Origin of the sequence: Eggerthia catenaformis OT 569 = DSM 20559 (assembly GCF_000340375.1) — a bacterium.
Lineage (GTDB): Bacteria > Bacillota_I > Bacilli_A > Erysipelotrichales > Coprobacillaceae > Eggerthia > Eggerthia catenaformis.
Window position 1 is genome coordinate 409,815 of the sequence record NZ_KB446647.1, and the last position, 21,020, is coordinate 430,834.

The window sequence follows — 21,020 nt, forward strand, 5'->3', positions numbered from 1 at the left end:
ATACATTTTGAAAATATTTTCATAAATATAAGAAAAATGATATTCTTTTTTAAAAAACAGCTTAATAGCTGTTTTTTCATCCTATAAAATTAATTCTTTGATATCATGATAGTTATAATCATCAAAGCTATTTGCGACATTAAGACAAGTTAATTCGCCATTATATGTATTGATTGCTGAATAAATAACATCATTCTCTTGACACGCTTGAGAAAATCCCTTGTTAGCAATCTGTAAGCCATAATGGATAGTCGCACTTGTTAGTGCAATTGTTGATGTTCTTGAGACAGCACCAGGCATATTACCTACACAATAGTGAACAACTCCTTCTTCTACATAGATCGGATCATCATGAGTTGTTACTCGTGTTGATTCACCGCATCCTCCCTGATCTACTGCTACATCTACATAAACTGAACCTTTTTTCATGATTTTTAAATATTCTCTTTTAAAAATCTTAGGTGTTGATTTACCGGGAATTAAAACAGCACCTATTACCAAGTCTGCTTCTCTGACTGATTTTTCGATATTAATATTATTAGAAACTAATGTCTGTACCTGTGTTCCATATAATTCATCAATATATTCTAATCGCTTTAAATTAATATCTAGAATAGTCACATTTGCTCCCATACCTACTGCAATTTTGCAGGCATTAAGTCCTACTGTTCCGCCTCCTAAAATAACAACATGGCCTCTAACTGTCCCGGGTACTCCGGCTAAAAGAATTCCTTCACCACCATATTTCTTTTCAAGATATTTAGCACCTTCCTGAACTGATAAGCGACCGGCAATCTGACTCATTGGAGCAAGCAAAGGAATGCTGCCATCTTTTTCAATCAGCGTCTCATAAGCAACTGCTGTTACTTTTGCCTTTAAAAGAGCATCTATTAAAGGTTTATCAGCTGCTAAATGAAAATAAGTATATAAGATCAATCCTTCATGGAAATAATTATATTCTTCTTCTAAAGGTTCTTTAACTTTTACCATCATTTCTGATTTTTCCCAAATTAATGAGGCATCCTCAATAATTTGTGCTCCAGCACTATTATATTCTTCATTGCTGAATCCCGAACCTATTCCGGCATCCTTTTGAATATAAACAATATGGCCTTTGCTGACATACTCTTTAACATTATCAGGTGTTAATCCTACTCTGTATTCATTATTTTTTATTTCTTTAACACATCCTATAATCATTATATTTCCTCCATTTTTCTTTTTTATACAAAAAATATGATCATATTATAAAATAAAATGAATATGAATGCAAACATAATTCATTTGATTATATAAGCATAAAAGAGAGATGATACTCACCTCTCTTTTACTCTTATTATGCTTTTACCTCAGCAAATCCTAAGTCATTTCCTTCATTAAAATTACGAGCATTTTCCATTGTAACAACTGCAATAGCCTGTAAAGCTTCTCTTGTAAAGAAAGCCTGATGTGAAGTTAAGACTAAATTAGGGAACATTTGTAAACGAGCTGTAATAGAACTATGAAGTGCTTCATCAGATCTATCAGTATAGACATTCTCATCTTCTCCTTCATAAACATCTAAAGCTACTGCATGGAACTTATCAGCTCTTAAGCCGGCAATTAATGCTTCTGCATCAATTAATGGACCACGTGCTGTATTAACCAGCATAACATTATTTTTCATCTTAGAAATAGCTTCACTATCAATTAAATGATAAGTTCCACCTTCTCCCATAATTAATGGTGCATGTAAAGAAATAAGATCAGCTTTTTCTAGTAATTCATCTTTGCTTACATAAGTTAATAAACCTTCATCAACTAAAGACTGATTAGGATAAGCATCCCATCCAATAACAGTCATGCCATATCCCTTAGCAATTCTAGCAAAGCACTGACCAATCTTACCGGTCCCCATAACACCACAAACCTTATTATGTAAGTCTAAGCCAAGCAACCCAGATAAAGCAAAGTTATTATCTCTTACTTTATTATAAGCTTTTCCAAGTCTTCTGTTTGCTTCCTGAATAATTGCCATTGCATGTTCAGCTACTGCATATGGAGAATAAGCAGGTACACGAGCCACTTTAATATTGCATTCCTTAGCAGCCTGTAAATCAACATTATTAAATCCGGCACAGCGTAATAAGATCAACTTAACCCCGCCTCTTGCTAATTCCTCTACAACACTTCTAGGTGCTTCATCATTTACAAAGATACATACGGCATCATATCCTTTAGCTAATGAAGCTGTTTCTGGAGTTAATCTTACTGTAAAATATCTAATATCTGAATTATATGTGCCAGGACCTTTATCCTTTACTAATTCACTAAAGAATGTACGATCATAATCCTTTGTTCCAAAGAAAGCAATCTTTAATATCTTTGTAGGAGCTTTCTCAGCAAATTCTCCTTTTAGTAATTCTTCTACTTTTACAATTGCTTCTTCTTCATCAGCACCTTCAGCTGTTACAATAAGTGTATCACCTTTCTGAGCCCCCAAAGCTAAAATTTGTAATACATTATTACCGGCAGCAGTCTTATCACCTAATTTGATAGAAACTGCACTCCTAAAATTAACACATAAATTGGCTAGTAAACCGGCTGGACGTGCATGAATCCCCATTTGATTCTCAACAACATAACTAATTTCTTTCATTTCTAATCATTCCTCCTCATTTATAATTATAGTCTATCACAAAATCACTGAATATATGTAAAAATATGATTGTTTTCTAAAAAATTATTTAATCTATAACCGTCAATTCTTTAGGATAAGAATTTAAAACCCGGCAGCCATCTCTTGTAACCATCACAAGATCTTCAATTCTTACACCAAATTCACCTTTAATATAAATTCCTGGTTCAATAGAAAAAATCATACCTTCTTTAGCAATAATCTCAGAAGAGCCGGATACTTCTCCTGCTTCATGACATAATCGTCCAATAAAATGACCAAGTCTATGATTAAATTCAGCACCATATCCGCCCTCAGTAATAATATCTCTTGCTATCTGATCAATATCTTTTAATTTTATTCCCGGTCTAACAGCAGCTTCTGCTGCTGTTTGTGCTTTTAAAACAAGCTCATAAACTTCTCTTTGCTTATCGGATACTTCTTTATAAAAGAATGTTCTTGTCATATCAGAACAATATCCTTTATAAATACAGCCCATATCTACAATAATAGAATCTCCTGCTTTTAAATGTGTATCATCTCCTATATGATGAGGATCAGCTCCATTCTTGCCATATCCAAATATCGGCTCAAAAGAATGACCGGAAGCTCCCATTGATAGATAAGTATCAAGCAAAAGAGGCTCCATTTCTTTTTCTGAATAATTTAGTGATAAACAATGCTTCATCTGATCCATAGCCTTATCATTAATTTTTGATGACTGAATCATTAATTTCTGCTCTTCATGATCCTTTATTCCTCTTACTTCATCAAGTATATAACTACCAACAATAAAATGTGATAATTGACAAGTATTCATTAATGGAATCAGCCATCTTGCCGGCATATTCTTGTCTACACCAATTAACTTTCCTTCTTTAATAAAATCAGCAATCATTCCTAAAGAATCATCTGTATCACTAAACCATTCAATTGATAGATCTAAATCTTCTTTTAGATAAAACAGTTTGTTTAAAAAAAGTTTGTGATGATGATTTTTAGCAAGAACCATCATATAGGTTCTTTCATGAGGGTCATTATAATAATCTAATAAATAATCAATAGAAGCAGGATCTGTGATTAATAAATAATCACAGCCTGACTTTATCATTTTATCAGTGATTTTTTCTATTCTATTCCTGTGAAGCATTATCTTTTACCTCTATTCCCAGCTCATCCAGCTGTTTTACATAAACAGTGCCGGGTGCATCCGTTACAGGATCAGACGCACTGGTATTCTTAGGAAAAGCAATAACATCTCTTAATGAATCACTTTCAGTGAGAATCATAACAATACGATCAAGTCCTAAAGCAAAGCCGCCATGAGGAGGAGCACCATATTGGAATGCATCAACAAACCATCCAAACTGACTTCTGATAGCTTCTTTAGTAAATCCTAATGCATTGAAAGCACGTTCCTGCAGCTTTTCATCATATATTCTCTGACTTCCTCCGCCAAGTTCAAAACCATTTAAAACAATATCATATGCATCAGCAAGACAATGTGCCGGATCTGTATCAATCTTATCTAAATCTGATTCTCTTGGTCTTGTGAATGGATGATGCATAGCATAGTATCGCCCTTCTTCTTCATCATATTCAAACATTGGAAAATCAATAACCCATAAGAAATCAAATGTAGAAGGATCATACAAATGCAATTCCTTACCTAAATAATTTCTAATTGCTGATAATGCATTGCAGACAATCATATAATGAGAATCCGCTGCAAATAACAGTAAATCACCATTATGAGCATCCATTACCTTTAATAAAGTTTCACTTTGCTGATCATCAAAAAATTTAGCAATCGGACCCTGAATACCTTCTTCATTCACTTTTAACCAAGATAATCCTTTTGCTTTATACTTCTTAGCTATCTCAGTTAATGCATCTATTTTCTTTCTAGAAAAATAGTCTGCTTTATTTCTCACATTTATTCCTTTGACATATCCATTAGTTTCTAAAACATTCTTGAATACTGCAAAATCGACATCTTTAACTGTTTCATTCAAATTAACAAGTTTTAAGTCAAAGCGTGTATCCGGCTTATCAGTTCCATATGTTTCCATAGCATCATGCCATGTTAAGCGACGCAATGGTAGAGTAATATCAATGTTTTTTACATCTTTCATTATCTTTGCAGCTAATCTCTCGCCAAGAGAAAGAATCTGATCAGTTGACATAAATGACATCTCAACATCTACCTGTGTGAATTCAGGCTGTCTGTCTGCACGTAAATCTTCATCTCTAAAACATCGGGCAATCTGATAATATTTTTCAAATCCTGAAATCATTAATAACTGCTTAAAAAGCTGAGGAGATTGAGGAAGAGCATAAAATTTACCACGATGAACTCTTGATGGAACCAAGAAATCTCTTGCTCCTTCCGGTGTTGATCTATTTAAGTACGGTGTTTCTATCTCAATAAAATCTTCATTATCCAAGAATTCATGAATTGCCTTAACAATCTTTGCACGAGTTATTATTTTATTCTGTAAAACAGGTCTTCTTAAATCAAGATATCGATACTTTAATCTTGTCTCTTCGCTAGCATCTGTTTCATCAGCAATGATAATAGGAGGAATTTTAGCTGTATTAATAACTTTAAAAGATTCTGCATTGATTTCAATGTCCCCTGTTGGCATTTTAGGATTCTTGGAGCTTCTTTCAGCAACTTCCCCTTTTATTTGTAAAATATACTCATTTTTAACATCTTTTAAGCTCTCAGCAAATTGATCATTAAAAACAATCTGAGTCATGCCATAACGATCTCTTAAGTCTATAAATACAATAGCTCCCATATTTCTTTTTTTAGCGACCCATCCTATTAATGTAACCTTCTTGCCGACATCCGTTAATCTCAATTCTCCATTATTATGCGTTCTTTCCATTTTATCTTACTCCTAATTTACTATCTAAAAAATCAATAATTTCTTCTACTTTTATTTGTTTTTGTTCCTTTGTTATATTATCCTTTACAGTAATTGTTTCATTTTCTACTTCATCTTCACCAATAATAAATGAGAAGCGGGCAACAAAACGATCAGCAGATTTAAATTGTCCTTTTAATCCTCGATCAGCAAAATCCATATCTGCACAATAGCCATTTGCTCGTAAAGCCGCCATCAGCTGCATAGAATAATCTTTTGACTCTTCTCCCAAAGGCATAACATAAACATCTATATGCTGACTCTCTAAATGATTATTGTTCATTGCAATGATCAGTCTTTCCATACCAAATGCAAATCCGACACCGGGAGTAGCAGGTCCTCCCAGTTCTTCTACTAAGCCATTATAACGACCACCGCCACCGATAGTACTTCCGGCACCAAGCACGGAAGCGTCAGATATAAGTTCAAATATCGTATGTGAATAATAGTCAAGTCCTCTAACCATATTAGGGTCTATTACATATTTGACTTCCAAAGCATCTAATAATTCACACACTTTATCAAAATGTGCTTTTGCTGTTTCTGTCAGATAGTCAATTGTACATGGTGCACTTTTCATAGCAGGATGATCCTTATCAGTCTTGCAATCAAGAATACGTAAAGGATTCTTCTCAAATCGTGTATTACAGTCATAACATAATTCCTTTAGATGAGGTCTAAAATGGTCTTTCAAAGCTTCTCTATATGCATCTCTTGATGCTTCATCACCTAATGAGTTAATATGTAGTGTAACATCTCTAATATTTAATGCCTGAACAATATTTAATGCCATCATCATACATTCTACATCAACATACGGTGATTCAATACCAAGCATTTCTACTCCAAACTGATGAAACTGTCTTTGCCGTCCGCTTTGCGGTCTTTCGTATCTGAACATTGGTCCCATATAAAAAACTTTCTGAAGCTTTTCAGGTAAGGCGTACATCTTATTTTCCACATAACTCCTAGCTATGCCGGCTGTTCCTTCAGGTCTTAAAGTTATACTTCTTCCCTTTTTATCTTCAAAAGAATACATTTCTTTGGAAACAACATCTGTAGTATCACCAACCGCCCTGTTAAATAGTTCTGTATGTTCAAAAATTGGTGTTCTCATCTCTTTTACATTATAATTTTCAGCAATTGTACGTAAAATATTCTCCAATCCGATCCATCCATCAATCTTATCCGGAAGAATATCTACAGTTCCTCTTGGTGCAATATATTTCATATACTTCCTCCTTATTTTTAAATAAAAAAAGACATCCTCTAAGGACGTCATTCACGCGGTACCACCTTAGTTTGTATTTTTCAATACACACTTTATTCTCTTAACGCGAGATAACGTGCTTGTTTAGAGCATTCTCCAAAGTGTCCCATAGTATTTCTATCATTATTTCCACCAGCCATAATGTCTCTATAAAAGATTTACTATTTAATCTTTTTCACTGAATATGATGTGATTATAAATCAAAATACGAAATATTTCAAGCTATAAAAGAGAGTTAATGAATAACTCTCTTTACATTTGATATTCCTTGAATCTTATTTAAATTATCAATCGTTACTTGAAGTATTTCAGCATTTTCAACAGATACACTTACCTTAATATCTGCATCCAGATCATTAACAGAGGCATTAATATTTAAAATACTAACATTACTTGTTCCAAGTATTGTTACAACATCATTTAATAAATTAGGCCTATCCAATCCCAGTATCTGTAAATCAACAGTATAACGCTTATTATCAAGATTTGTATAATCCCAATAGACATCTATCAGTCTAGCCGGATCAGCATTCACTATATTGGGACAATCAATACGATGAACTTTAATTCCCTGTCCTTTAGATACAAAGCCTGCCACCTGATCACCCGGTATTGGTGAACAGCATTTAGAAATGGACATTTTTAATCCTGAAACATTCTTTACGCTTATGCCAATACTCTTTTTCTTATTCTGATGAGCAATCGCATTATTATTTTTCTTTAACATTTTTGATAGATTATCAAAAATACTTTTCTTTTGAGGAATAACCTTGTCAAGCAAAGCAGATGGTGTCGCTGATTTCTTACCGATAACCATCAGAATCTCATCAAAATTTTTAACTCCTAAAGTATTAAAGAACGGTTTATAAACTTCACTATCTAAGTAAACTTTTTCATCAAGACTGCGTCTTGTCACTTCCGCCTTCAAAATACGATATCCTTCTTCAATAATTTCCTTATTGTTTTCATTTTCTTTTTTAGTAAGATAAGCTTTAATCTTATTTCTAGCACTTCCTGTACGGACAAACTTCAGCCAGTCTTCACTAGGATGTGCATTATTCTGAGTCAGAATCTTACAGACATCTCCTGTTTTCAGTTTTGTATCAATAGGCACCATGACATTATTAACAATTGCTCCGGTAGCATGATGTCCTACTTCAGTATGAATGCGGTAAGCAAAATCAATTGGTGTAGATCCATTAGGAAGTTCTACTATTTTGCCCTGCGGAGTTAAAATATAAACATTAGCTTCAAAGATATCTCTTTTTAAAGTGTCATAGTATTCCTGAGCTTTTTCATCCTTAACCTCATCAGAAATAGTAATAAAATCAGAAAGCCATTGTAACTTCTCGCCAATTTCTCTTTGTTCTTCTTTAGCTGAATACTTACTGCCTTCTTTATAACGCCAGTGAGAGGCAACACCTCTTTCAGCAAGTTCATCCATCTCCTCAGTACGTATCTGTATTTCAAAGATCTGTCCGCCTTCACCAATAACTGCGGTATGCAAAGACTGGTACATATTAGGTTTAGGCATCGCAATATAATCTTTAAAACGTCCTGGCAATGGACGATATTTTTCATGAATAATACCCAATACTTCATAGCATTCCACTTTATTTTTCAAAATAATTCTTAAAGCATTTAAGTCATACAATTCATCAAATCTCTTATGCTTAATAACCATTTTCTTATATATAGAATAAATATGCTTTGCTCTTCCTTTAATACGATATTCAATATGATGTTCCTGTAATAGTTTTTCAACTGATTCACGCATATGATCAACAGCTTCTTTTCTTTCGCTTCTTTTCTGTTCCAGTAAATCAGCTATTTCTTTATAAGCTTTTGGATCTAAATAAGAAAGACATAAATCTTCTAATTCAATACGTATATCATTTATACCTAATCTATGAGCAATAGGAGCATAGACTTCCAGTGTTTCACGAGAAATTCTCTGCTGCTTTTCAGAAGGCATAAACTGAAGAGTTCTCATATTATGAAGCCTGTCAGCAAGCTTAATCAGAATCACACGAATATCCTTAGCCATCGCAATATAAATCTTACGATGATTTTCAGCATAAATTTCACTTTCTTCCATATAAGGCATCTTATTAATTTTAGTAACACCTTCTACTAAAGTTGTGATTTCTTCACCAAACCGTTCCACCATCTCATCATGAGGAACATTACAGTCTTCCATTACATCATGTAAGAAGCCGGCAGCTATAGTTTTAGGACCAGTCTGTAAGGTTGCAAGAATATAAGCCACCCAGATTAAATGAACAGTATAAGGTTCTCCGCTTCTTCTTTTCTGAGTCGCATGTTTTATCATAATAAAATCATAAGCGCCTCTCATTAGATCCAAATCATCTTTATTTGTGATATATTGTTTAGCAAGCATTAATACGTCTTCATAGCTTACCTGGTCATGTGCACCTTTAATAGTATCCATATCTATAGCACCTCCTTTACATAATTTATTTATAACAAATATTATAATACTATTTAAAAAGAAATTCTATTTTACTACACTAAATAAATTTTTTGATGTTATACCTGAGGAATAATCTTAAGTCATTTAAGAAAAAAGAGACAGGTGTCTCTTTTTAATAAGTTAAAATAGAAAAAATGTCGTAGCCTTCTAAAAGATCTCTGCCATGTAAATCTAGCAATTCAATCACAAAAGCACAGCCAGCAACTTCTCCGCCCATTTCTTCAACAAGTTCAATTGCCGCTTTAACAGTTCCGCCGGTAGCAAGTAAATCATCTACCAGTAAAACTTTCTGTCCCGGTTTAATTGAATCTTTATGCATAAATATTTCATTTGAACCATATTCTAAATCATAAGTACGACTTACTGTTTCTCTAGGCAGCTTACCGGGTTTTCTGACAGGAGCAAAGCCGGCATTTAAGCTAATAGCCGTAGGACAGCCATACAAAAAGCCTCTAGCTTCAGGTCCAACAACAATATCAATATTTTTATTTTTCGCAAAGTCAGTAATCTGACGAATAGATTCAGCAAAAGCTTCTCCATCCTGTAGCATCGGCGTTACATCTCTGAATATAATTCCTTTCTGTGGGAAATCAGGAATATCTGCTACATATTTTTTTAAATCCATAACGATTCCTCCTATAACATAAGTCATTATATCAAATTTTATTTATAAAAAAAAGATATCTTTATAGGAAGTCTATAAAGATATCTGTATTTTATAAAATATGAGTTGAATAAGCAGAAAGCTTAATATTTTTATTATCAATTTCAATACTCTTTTCTTTATCAGAAAGATTATGGACAACTAAAGATTTTTTATCTTTGTACTGTCTATAAAATGCCAGTACTTGGTCATCTTTTGTCTCAGCAATTAAAAAATCACCATATTTTAAAGCGCTATTTGATTTTCTCAATTGAATCATTTTTTTATAATGATTATATAATGACTGGGCATTCTTTTTCTGTGCTAATAAAGAGGTTGTCTGCTTATTATATAAAGAAGCCTGCCATTTAGTCTGGTACTTATTCCCCCATACATATCCTTCTCTAATATTTTCATCAGGCTTCTGCCCTTTCATACCTAATTCTTCACCATAATAAATAAAAGGATTGCCGGGTAATGTCAGCAGTATTGAAGCTGCAAGTTTTTGTTGAGAAAGACTCTCTAATGTTTGGGCAATTCTATTCTGATCATGATTACTTAAAAACGGAGCATCAATATAATTCTTTGTTTCTTGTTTATAGCTATCATAAATGAGTGGTATCTTTGTTGAAAGACCGCCGGCACTTTGCATTAGAATAGCTTTAGTAATACCATTTTCTGATAAATCAAAATTAAAATTAGAATCAAAAACTTTATAATATTGTGAGACAATATTACTGTTCATCCATACTTCGCCTACAAGATATACATCCTTATTTGTCTTCCTCATAGCTTCTCTATATTCAGCCCACCAGTTAATATTCTCTTTTGATGAATCAATTTCACTGGAATATTCAGCTTTTCCATAGATATGTGCTGCTGCATCTAATCTGTATCCATCCAGTCCTGTCTCCTTAAGCCAATACTGCCCTATTTTTTTCATCTCATCTCTAACTTTCTGATTGCTGAAGTTCAGATCGGGCATACTTTCAGAAAATAAAGCATAATAGAGCTCTTGATCATTAAGCTTATTCCATGATTTATGTCCCATCTCAATAGACTTTGTATTAATCTTCTTATTATCTTTATCAGTAATACGATAATATGACTTATACTGGCTATCTTTATTTTTTAAAACATCTTTAAACCATGAATGCTGATGACTGGTATGATTAATAGGCATATCAATAATAACCTTAATCTTTTTATCATGAGCCTCTTTAACAAGATTTTTAAGATCTTCTATAGTTCCATATTCCTTATCTATTTTATAATAATCAGTTACATCATATTTATGATAGCTTGGTGATTGAAAAATAGGTGTCAGCCATATGCCTTCAACTCCTAATTCTGAAAGCTCCTTAAGATTTTCTCTGATCCCATTAAGATCACCAATACCATCTCCATCACTGTCAGCATAAGATCTTACAAATATCTCATAGTATGTTCCCGACTTCTTTAGTTTTGTTTCCTCAGTATTTTCATAAAATGAGACTTCTTTTGGCTTAGTTTCTGATGTACATCCTATTAATATAAAAGAACTGAGTAAAAAAACAATAATTTTCCTTTTCATTGACAATACTCCTTTCATATCTATTTTATCAAATATCGGATTATTAAAAAGATAAGATCCTTTCGTTTTATTTCACATTTATTAAAAAATAACCGATACAAAATATATCGGTTATTCATCTAAGCGTTTTGCTTGTTCTTGAAGAAAATCAATTGGTAATCCATTATCCTTTAAATGCTCAATAACACTATTTGTAAGTGAAGTATTTGTACCCTTTAATGAAGTATTATTCATTCCTTCAATTGTGGAGCTTCTCAGTCTTCTACGATGCTCCATAAAATTATCATATCCCTTGATATCTGACATCTGATGCATAGTTTCACTTTCATAAGTATGTCTTGCCCCGGCATTACGATATCTGGCATACATAATACCAAAGAACACAATACCAGGTAATAAAAGAAGCCATTTAATATGAGAATGAACACGATCATTCACAAACATCAGCAGCAATGCTCCAAATAATTCAACTAAAATGGAAACAAGAATCAGCTTCGTCATATTAATAGGAATACTTCCCATTGTTTCTCTAGTACGAGCATTGACTGCTACATAATGAAGCTGCTTTTTACCCCCGCTTGTCTGAAGATAACTATAAAGCCATACCGGAAGATAAGCAGAAATCCATTTTGATCCCTTAATTTCAAAATTTTCATTTTGCCAAGCGACCCCTCTATCATAATTAGTAAGAGTTTTATTAATAGCTATTCTAGAAATATCAGCTGCCTGTACATTCACAATAGACTGAATATCTTTAATATCAATATCTCTTTTCTGAGATGTATACCCTCTAAGATAATTGGCATTAAATTTGACACAGTTCTTTGTATCAAAAGGCATGATGGAATTTATAATATTCGTCGTCTTTGTAGTATTAGAAACATCTAATTTATCAGCACTTGCTTCAATTGTGAGATCATCAATTATAATATCAAAATCTCTTCCTACATAATAGGCATCTGCATCATAATAAGTCTCTGAGTCTTTACCGTTTTTTTCTGTATAGCTATGTACAAGATGTTCTCCAATACCTGTTAAATTATGATGTGCATTAATATCTACAATCATATAAGGAAAATAAACACCACAAATATTTTCTGTTGTAAATTCTCTAACAAATGTTGGATGGGCAAAAAATTTCCTTTTATTAACAAAATCTTCAATTGCACTTCTGGCATCATCCTTAGACAAATGAAATGGTAAAACCGCATCACATACTGCACCATTAGGAATCTTCCTGTTAATAGATAAAATATTACGACACCACGGACAGCGTGATTGTGTTGCTGCTTCAGTATTAACAACAACTTCAGCTCCACAACTCTCACATTTTAAAGTTACAGTATTATCAGCTTCTCTGTCTATATCAGCGGCTCCGGTAGCTGCCTTAACGCCTTCTAACTGACTGATATCTTCATCATCTTCAATCACATCTAATAAAAATTCATGACGACAAAACTGACAAATCAGTTTACCGGTTTTAGGATTTGATACAATATCAGTAGCTCCACATTTAGGACATTTTATTTGTCCATCTTTAGCATCCTTATAAATTTCAAAAAGTGATACGTCATCCATACTACAACCCTAACAGATTCTTCTTCATCTGATCAAATTCTTCCTGTGTGATAACACCGGCATCAAGCAATTTTTTAGCATTTAATAATTTTTCTGTCGGATCTTCAGTGCTTTGCTGAGCAGTCTGTTGTTGATTAAAATTAGGTGTATAAGCACCCTGAACATTTGGTTGTTGCATTCCCTGCATCATACCGCCGGCAGCATTCATGCCCATTCCCATGAAAGCCATTCCTGTACCGCCTCCATTTTCACCAGCCGCTTGCATGCCTCGAGCTACTGACTGCTGGAAGAAAGCATTTCCTCTGGCACCGGAAAGAGCATCTGCTTTTTTGACATCGCTCATTAATACCTTTGTATCTTCATCATATTCAATTGATAAAATAGCTGTTTTAACAATTTCTAATCCTCTAGAAGTTTTCCACTGATAAGCTGTTTCTACAGCCTGTGAAAGACAGGCAGCAAAACCAATCTGATCAGACTGAATCTTAGACATTCTATTGCCTTTTGATGGATCATTTGTATATTGTGAGAAAGCTGCTGAAAGACAGCCAACAACTTCATTAAAAAGCTGCTCTCCTGCTGAATTATCCATATCAGCAAAATCAAATTGAGGAGCATTTGCTGATACATACTTTACTGGTACAAAATTTTTAATAAACATAATCGGATCAGTAATCTGTAAAGTATAAGTTCCTCTGGTAAGTGCGCCTACCTGTGTTCCAAAATAAGCATCATCCCAATAAATTTCTGATTGTGTTCCAAATCTGTTATTTGGAATTTCTTTCAAATTCACATAGAAAATAAGCTGCTGAGCAGCTGGAATTCCACCATATTTGAATCTCTCCCAAGACTGTTTTACAAGAGAATCAATAAGACCGCCGCCTGTAAAGATAGATTGTGAATGAGGATCATTACTACGATATTCATATCCTCCCGGCTGAGTAATAATACCGGTAATAGCTCCCTCCTGAATTGTTACTAAAGCAGTACCTTCAGGAACAATTATTTTACTTCCATTTGTAATAATATTCTGACTTCCACGTACATTTGATCCTCTCCCGCTATTCTGTCCCATCAGAACACCTGGAAAAATGGCTGCTGTAGGAGAAACATTCCCTACAGGAGCATAAAAATCAACCCATTGATCAGCTAAAGTGCCACCTATTGCACCAGCTGCTGCTTGAATAAAACCCATAGTTTCCCTTCATTGAACAATTTGTTCAATTTTCCTTTCTTGGCATAACTGCCTATTTTATAGTATAAGTTTATCATGTCTTTAAACCATGAGTCAATATTTTCACAATATAAAAGACATCATAAGATATCTTTTATAATCATATTTATACTCTTAACACCTCTAAATTCATTAATAGAAAGAGTGCCGACAAATGTATGTGTAGGAGAAGAAGCAATAATAGATTTCTTATCACCATTAAAAAAGTAAAGTAATGATAAATTACCGACAGTCATTTTTAAATGCTTGCCTCCGCTTAATTCAATAAAATGATCAATTGTTAGATTTTCAATCATAAATAGGGGTTCTTCATTAGACTTTCCATAAGGTTCAAGCTGAGAAAGTGATTCTACATTATCTATTGTCAGATCTTCTTTCTGAATCACAATAACATCCTGTGAAGAATTAAATTCCTGATCTTTAAGTTCTTCCAATAAAGCCTGATGAAGTGATTTAAAATGCTCTTTTGATACGCTAAATCCTCCTGCCATAGCATGACCGCCAAACTGTTCTAAAAGATTATCATGTTTCAAAAAAAATTTATAAATATTAAAGCCTTCAATACCTCTGGCACTGCCCCGATAGATTTGTTTTGTTTCATCATAATGCATTACTAAAGCAGGTCTTTCATATTCCCTGGTATATTTGCCCGCAATTAGTCCGATAATACCTTCATGAACATCTTTAGATGCATAATAAAGACATTTTTCATGTTCAATCTCTAATGCTTTACGATAAGCCTGATCACTCATTGTCTGACGAAGACTATTGATTTTAGAAGCATAGGCAGCTATTTTATTCTGATAAGATGGATCTGTATCCTTCAGGAAATACTTAACTAAATGATTAGGATTAACATTCTCCGGAAGCCTGCCAAATGAATTAATCTTAGGAGCTATGGTAAATCCTATTGTTGTAACATTATATGGCTGTTTTTCTCCTTTTAATAATTCTATAGAGCGATAATGATTCTCAGACATAAATTCCAATCCTTTTTCAACAATACTTCTATTCTCATCTAATAAAGGCATCATATCTGAAATTGTTGTTATGGCAGCAAGTGAATAAAGATATTTATCATTCATACCGGTTAAAGCGCTTGCCAGCTTAAAAGCTACAAATCCTCCACATATTTCTTTAAAAGGATAATCAGCAGATAGCTTGGTATGAATAATACTGGCAGCATCAGGGAGATCCTCTTCTTCATTAAAGGTATGATGATCAGTAATAATAACATCTATTCCTAAACGATTGGCTTCTTCCACTGCTTCATGAGCTTTAACCCCATTATCTACAGTAATAATTAGTGTATATCCTTTTTCAGCCATCTGTTTGACACGCATACTATTAAGACCATAGCCATCTATAAAACGATTAGGAATGTGATAACCGACATCTTTGCCTAAATCTTTAAACGCTTGTACCATAATTGCTGTTGCTAGTATGCCATCGCAGTCATAATCACCATATATACATATTTTTTCATCATTATCCAATGCTTCATGGATACGTTCTAAAGCCATTTCTGCTTCAGAAAATAAATCATACTGATGATAAATCAGCCGATGACTGATCATCTGCTGATAGGTATCAATATCCATTTTTTTTGCTTCTATTACTTTTGCAAGTAATGGATTCACATGATAGTCATGCATAATATCATCAGTATGTTCCAAATATATTTTATGATATAACATATTTTCTCCTTAATAAAAAATAACTGGAATCAGTTATTTAAAAATCAGATCATTAAAATCAGATATATTCTTATTTTTTGCCTCAATAATAACTTTTGTCTTTAAATAGTCAAACACAACAGAAAAACTTAATGACATAATATCATCAATTATATCACAGTATTCAAGTTCTGATTTATTCTTCCAAGTCACGTTATATAAATAATCTTTAATATCCTGAGCATCAATTTTCTGAATACCTTCATTGCCAAATTCAAAAGCTTTAGAATGAATCAAAAAATGAATATCTTTTGGTAATCGATTAATACTATACATATTCTCACACTTCTCTTTCATTTACTCATTATATAGGAGTATGCGATAAATGAAAAGATAAAATTCTTTAAATTATATCAAAAAAGTCTCATAGTGAGACTTCAAAAATTAAACTTATTAAAATATTTACTTAATAATTCCAAACCTTTTTTGGTTTTCTCCGGAGAGCCGGTAAAAGTCATTCTTAAATGATAATCACACCCAAAAGCTTCACCCGGAACAAAGAATACACCATATTCCTTTTGCAGTCCTTCACATAACTGAATACTATGAATAGGCAAATAATATTTTAAAAAAGAAACAGTTCCATCTTTAGGAATAATACAGCTGACTCTTTTTTCTTTTTTTAAATAATCAGCTAAAATTTTCTTATTAGCCTCACAGATCTTTCTTGATCTCTCAATAATCAGTTCTTTATGTTCTAATATAAAAGATGCCAGATAATCATCTATCATGCCTGTTGAAATCAGTGTATAATCCCTCCACTTATCAATAATTTGAATAACATCCTTAGATGCTTTGATCCATCCTAATCTTAATCCTGCACAGGCATAAATCTTAGATAATGAAGATGTACTGATACCATATTCATAAAGGTCACTAATACTGTTTATTTCATATAATCCCTGATAAATCTCATCTATTAATATATAAATATGACGTTCTTTACATACATCTATGAGTTTTAATAGAAAATTCTTGTCTAACAAAGTTCCTGTCGGGTTATTAGGAGAATTCATGATAATCATTTTTGTTTCTGGAACAATATGAGAAACAATCTCATCAACAGAAGTCTGCCAACGATTTTCTTCTTTAAGTTCAATTAAATCACATTTACATTCCAACATTTCAGGATAGCTATAAAACTGCTGATAGGAAGGAAAAAAAGTGATGATATGATCATTGGAAGAAAGTAAAGCTTTCATGACATGTTCATTGGCGCTTGAGGCTCCATTAGTAATAGAGATATTCTCCATATCACCCTGCTGATAAAGAGAAAGAATAGCTCTTTTTAATCTGATACTTCCAGTAATTGGTCCATAATCAAGCTTAATCTGACTTAACTCACCGATAATATCTGTTTGACTTATTTCCTCTATCTGCTTAATAGTAAGAGGAGATATACATGTATCTGTAAGATTATAAAGACAATCATTTTCATGATTTGTCATCCATTTTTCTACTATAAACTCTTTAATATTCATTAGTGCATTACTTTGCTTAAGAATAGCTTTGCTCGATCTGTTTTAGGATGATCAAAGAATTCTTCAGAACTATTTTCCTCTACTATTTTTCCATCTTCTAAAAAAACAACACGATCAGCTACCGTTTTAGCAAATCCCATTTCATGAGTAACAATAATCATTGTCATTCCCTCTTTAGCTAATCTTTGCATGACCAGTAAAACCTCTTCAACCATTTCCGGATCAAGAGCGCTTGTAGGTTCATCGAAAAGCATTACTTCCGGTTCTAGGCATAATGCTCTTGCGATTGCTACTCTTTGTTTCTGTCCGCCTGAAAGATTATTAGGATATTCATCTTTTTTATCTTCCAAACCAACAATCTTTAAATATTTAATAGCGTGTTCCTTTGCCTCTTCTTCACTCTTTTTTAAGACATTAACAGGAGCTAGAGTAAGATTTTTTAATACTGTCATATTAGGAAAAAGATTGAAATGCTGAAATACAAATCCCATTTTTCTTCTTAATAATGCATAGTTTTCTTTATCCTTCTTATCCAGCTTAACTCCTTCAATATAAATATCTCCCTTTTCAGGCTTTTCTAAGCCGTCAAGACAGCGAATAAAAGTTGACTTACCCGATCCTGACGGTCCTATCAGACAAACTATTTCACCTTTTTTTATTTCCAATGAAACGTCATTACAAGCTTTTAAGCTTCCGAATTTTTTTGTGACATGATCAGCCTTGATCATAAGTTCTTGATTAATCACTGCTTGCTAACTTCCTTTCTAGCTTTTTATCTAAGTATGAGATAGTTAAAGTCATAATAAGATAAAAAACTGCCGCTAATGTATAGGCTGACATATAATCATAATTCTCATTTCCAAGCTGACTGGCAGCGAATAATAATTCACTGGCACCAATAGTCGAAATAAGAGAAGAATCTTTAATAAGAGTGACAAACTCACTGACAACAGTAGGAACAATTAATTTAAATGCCTGTGGCAAAATAACAAATTTCATCATCTGCCATCTTGATAAGCCTAAGGCAGCTGATGCTTCCCATTGTCCCTTGTCAACTCCATTAATTCCACCTCGAATATATTCAGCCTGATATGCTCCGCTATTCATGCTCATTGCAATAATACCAATCAGATAATAATCCGGTCTTACGACAAAGCCTACTATCCTGCTAATAAACATTGGTATAACCGTAAAGATAATCATAATCTGTAGTAACATTGGTGTACCACGTACTAATTCAATATAGATATTAGCTATAATTCTTAAAATTTTTGACTGAGATATTTTAAAAGATGCAAAGATTACACCAATAACCAAGCCCAGTAAAAGAGATACACCTGCCAGACCTAATGATACAATTGCAAATTTTAATAGAAATAAGAGATTCTCTGCTGTCAGTATTTTATTTAAACCTGCATACATATGTACCCCTCCTAAACATTATTTTTCTAACTTCTTTAATCCATATTTATCAGTTAATTTTTTATAATCATCACTAGCTAAGAACTTTTCCAATGCCTTATTAACAAGGTCAATCATTTCTTTGTTTCCTTTTTTAGCAATAATATAATTCTTCTCATCTAATAATGATTCACTTAGTACTTTAAATCCCTGTGCTTTTGCATAATTATTAGCAACTGCTAAATCAACAATGACAGCATCATACTGTTTTGCTGTTAATGCCGAGAAAATCTGCTGAACATTTTTAACTGTTGTTACATTAGCATTCTTTACCGCCTTAGCTGCCGCTTCACCGGTTGCTCCACTTTGTGCCAACAGTTTCTTTCCCTCTAAATCTTTAACAGTTTTAATATTACTATCTTTATTAACAACAGCAACCTGTGCTGATGCAGTATAAGGCTTAGACCACTCTACTTGTCTCTTCTCATCATAAGTAAAGCCAGAAATTCCTAAATCTACCTGTCCTGCCTGGACCTGAGTTACAATATTGTCAAAAGACATAGAATTCCATTTAAACTTATATGTTGTTGTATCAGTATTTAAATAAGATGGGAATAACTTCACCATATCAGCATCAAAACCAATAATGTTTCCGTCTTTATCCTTAGATTCATAAGGTGCATAATCCGGTGAAACCGCAACATTGATTTCTACAACTTTCTTGCCATCTTTTTTTGTGTTGCTGCCACATCCTGCTAACCCTACTGCCACAATGCCTGCTAGAACCATACTTAAAAATTTCTTCATAATCCATTCCTCCTTTTATAACATCTTGAAAACAAAAACGTCTCTTGCATATGCAAGAGACGTATATTTACGCGGTACCACTCTTCTTGATAATAGAATTACCCTCTCTCATCCTTAAGGCGGATCCAACCTTTTGTCCTATGAATTCAGACAATCCTCTCGAAAGTGCGCTTCATCTTATCTTCTTTGCTAAACTTTCACCATTCTTTCAGCTCGCTTCTTGAAATCTGATAAGACTACTCTCTTTGTCATCAAGTTTATGTTATTGACAAATATATTAATATGTATTTCTGCAATTGTCAATATTTTTTAAAAAAATATATAAAAAAATAAATTATATTTCCCAAATAGTAATTTTATCTTTTCTCACCTATATCTTCTAATTTTCTTTATTCCGATTTTTAATATCATCTTGATATGTACCCGGAATCCTGGACACATTCATTAGCGAATTAAGCTGAACACATGGATGCTATCCTGTACTTTACAGGTGGCATCCATTTTGTTTTGCTCTGAATTCTTTCATTGTTGTAATAACTTATATATTCATCAATGGCATTGGAGAAATTCTCAAATGAATCATAATCCTTCTCGCAACCATAATACATCTCATTCTTTTTTTCCAATAAACCCACAATAAATGTCTCTTTTTAATTATTATATTTATTAAAAAATGACAAGATTTTCTCACTCGTTTTATGAAGAGCTTTTATTGCTGATTCACTTTTAGTCAGTGTCTGTCTGAATTGTTCTACTAATCCATTAATCTGATCTATCTGATTATTCAGATTAAACATTGTCTGTTTCTTTTTTAGATTAATCTCCTGCATCACAAATATTATTTTAACTGCTACGAAAAGACATAATAACCCGGCTAGTATAAAAATAATACACCTTACTGTATCCATTATTTTACCACTCCTTTAGTTAAATAATTCATTTTCTTCATCAAGATATGATGAAAAATCATCAACAAATTCGGAAACATCTAAATAAAAGCTCAGGAAGTCGGGATCATTATTTATTTTCTTTAAGAAATCTTCATAAAGAGCATCCGGATTATCTTTAAATTCAGCATTTTCTAAATTGTTAAAAATAAAGTCATACATCGCTGATGCACCCATAACAAAACCTATTTCTTTACCCTCTTCCCTTGCAAAATCATAAATTTCATCATCAAATCTATCTAAACCACTCATAATTGCTCCTCTTTC

19 protein-coding genes and 2 other annotated features are annotated in these 21,020 nt (G+C 32.9%); all 19 genes read right to left on the reverse strand.

Going from position 1 to position 21,020, the window contains the following annotated elements:
* Window positions 1–81: 81 nt before the first annotated feature.
* Window positions 82–1,200, reverse strand: a complete 1,119-nt coding sequence (gene ald / locus HMPREF9943_RS04515) for an alanine dehydrogenase (protein WP_004802452.1) — start codon at window positions 1,198–1,200, stop codon at window positions 82–84.
* Between the two features lie 136 nt (window positions 1,201–1,336).
* A complete protein-coding gene (locus HMPREF9943_RS04520) occupies window positions 1,337–2,638 on the reverse strand; it encodes a fused HPr family phosphocarrier protein/2-hydroxyacid dehydrogenase (RefSeq protein WP_004802453.1) in 1,302 nt (433 codons plus the stop codon).
* An 88-nt stretch (window positions 2,639–2,726) separates the two neighbouring features.
* Window positions 2,727–3,806: a M24 family metallopeptidase gene (locus tag HMPREF9943_RS04525; protein WP_004802455.1), complete on the reverse strand. Its 1,080-nt coding sequence runs from the start codon at window positions 3,804–3,806 to the stop codon at window positions 2,727–2,729.
* The gene (aspS, locus tag HMPREF9943_RS04530) at window positions 3,790–5,550 is read right to left on the reverse strand and encodes an aspartate--tRNA ligase (RefSeq protein WP_004802457.1); all 1,761 of its coding nucleotides are present in this window, start codon (window positions 5,548–5,550) and stop codon (window positions 3,790–3,792) included. The genes HMPREF9943_RS04525 and aspS overlap by 17 nt, the downstream gene beginning before the upstream one ends.
* A 1-nt stretch (window position 5,551) precedes the next feature.
* The gene (gene hisS, locus HMPREF9943_RS04535; RefSeq protein ID WP_004802459.1) at window positions 5,552–6,820 is read right to left on the reverse strand and encodes a histidine--tRNA ligase; all 1,269 of its coding nucleotides are present in this window, start codon (window positions 6,818–6,820) and stop codon (window positions 5,552–5,554) included.
* Window positions 6,821–6,857: 37 nt separating this feature from the next.
* Window positions 6,858–7,047 (reverse strand) — a binding site (T-box leader).
* Window positions 7,048–7,094: 47 nt separating this feature from the next.
* Window positions 7,095–9,311 carry a RelA/SpoT family protein gene (locus HMPREF9943_RS04540; RefSeq protein WP_004802461.1) on the reverse strand — a complete coding sequence of 739 codons (2,217 nt, stop codon included), beginning with the start codon at window positions 9,309–9,311 and terminating at the stop codon, window positions 7,095–7,097.
* Window positions 9,312–9,465: 154 nt separating this feature from the next.
* Window positions 9,466–9,978 (reverse strand): adenine phosphoribosyltransferase, encoded by a 513-nt coding sequence (locus HMPREF9943_RS04545; protein WP_004802463.1) that lies wholly within the window; start codon window positions 9,976–9,978, stop codon window positions 9,466–9,468.
* Between the two features lie 91 nt (window positions 9,979–10,069).
* Complete coding sequence (locus HMPREF9943_RS04550) at window positions 10,070–11,569, reverse strand: alpha-amylase family glycosyl hydrolase (protein WP_004802465.1); 1,500 nt, start codon at window positions 11,567–11,569, stop codon at window positions 10,070–10,072.
* 111 nt (window positions 11,570–11,680) lie between these two features.
* Window positions 11,681–13,147 (reverse strand): TFIIB-type zinc ribbon-containing protein, encoded by a 1,467-nt coding sequence (locus HMPREF9943_RS04555; RefSeq protein ID WP_004802467.1) that lies wholly within the window; start codon window positions 13,145–13,147, stop codon window positions 11,681–11,683.
* 1 nt (window position 13,148) lies between these two features.
* On the reverse strand, window positions 13,149–14,342 hold the full coding sequence (locus HMPREF9943_RS04560; RefSeq protein WP_004802469.1) for an SPFH domain-containing protein: 1,194 nt from the start codon (window positions 14,340–14,342) through the stop codon (window positions 13,149–13,151).
* A gap of 119 nt (window positions 14,343–14,461) precedes the next feature.
* Window positions 14,462–16,078 carry a single-stranded-DNA-specific exonuclease RecJ gene (gene recJ / locus HMPREF9943_RS04565; protein ID WP_004802471.1) on the reverse strand — a complete coding sequence of 539 codons (1,617 nt, stop codon included), beginning with the start codon at window positions 16,076–16,078 and terminating at the stop codon, window positions 14,462–14,464.
* A gap of 33 nt (window positions 16,079–16,111) precedes the next feature.
* A complete protein-coding gene (locus HMPREF9943_RS04570) occupies window positions 16,112–16,414 on the reverse strand; it encodes a post-transcriptional regulator (RefSeq protein WP_241431579.1) in 303 nt (100 codons plus the stop codon).
* An 80-nt stretch (window positions 16,415–16,494) separates the two neighbouring features.
* On the reverse strand, window positions 16,495–17,598 hold the full coding sequence (locus tag HMPREF9943_RS04575) for an aminotransferase class I/II-fold pyridoxal phosphate-dependent enzyme (protein WP_004802475.1): 1,104 nt from the start codon (window positions 17,596–17,598) through the stop codon (window positions 16,495–16,497).
* Entirely contained in the window at window positions 17,598–18,326 is a 729-nt protein-coding gene (locus HMPREF9943_RS04580; protein WP_040402666.1) for an amino acid ABC transporter ATP-binding protein, read from the reverse strand. Before HMPREF9943_RS04580 ends, HMPREF9943_RS04575 begins: the two co-directional genes overlap by 1 nt.
* A 10-nt stretch (window positions 18,327–18,336) precedes the next feature.
* A complete protein-coding gene (locus HMPREF9943_RS04585; RefSeq protein WP_004802479.1) occupies window positions 18,337–19,020 on the reverse strand; it encodes an amino acid ABC transporter permease in 684 nt (227 codons plus the stop codon).
* A gap of 18 nt (window positions 19,021–19,038) precedes the next feature.
* Window positions 19,039–19,806 (reverse strand): transporter substrate-binding domain-containing protein, encoded by a 768-nt coding sequence (locus HMPREF9943_RS04590; RefSeq protein WP_004802481.1) that lies wholly within the window; start codon window positions 19,804–19,806, stop codon window positions 19,039–19,041.
* A gap of 52 nt (window positions 19,807–19,858) precedes the next feature.
* Window positions 19,859–20,067 (reverse strand) — a binding site (T-box leader).
* 191 nt (window positions 20,068–20,258) lie between these two features.
* Complete coding sequence (locus HMPREF9943_RS09830) at window positions 20,259–20,441, reverse strand: IS3 family transposase (protein WP_026624510.1); 183 nt, start codon at window positions 20,439–20,441, stop codon at window positions 20,259–20,261.
* Between the two features lie 15 nt (window positions 20,442–20,456).
* A complete protein-coding gene (locus tag HMPREF9943_RS04595) occupies window positions 20,457–20,714 on the reverse strand; it encodes a hypothetical protein (protein WP_004802483.1) in 258 nt (85 codons plus the stop codon).
* 15 nt (window positions 20,715–20,729) lie between these two features.
* A complete protein-coding gene (locus HMPREF9943_RS04600) occupies window positions 20,730–21,005 on the reverse strand; it encodes a hypothetical protein (protein ID WP_004802485.1) in 276 nt (91 codons plus the stop codon).
* Window positions 21,006–21,020: the final 15 nt, after the last annotated feature.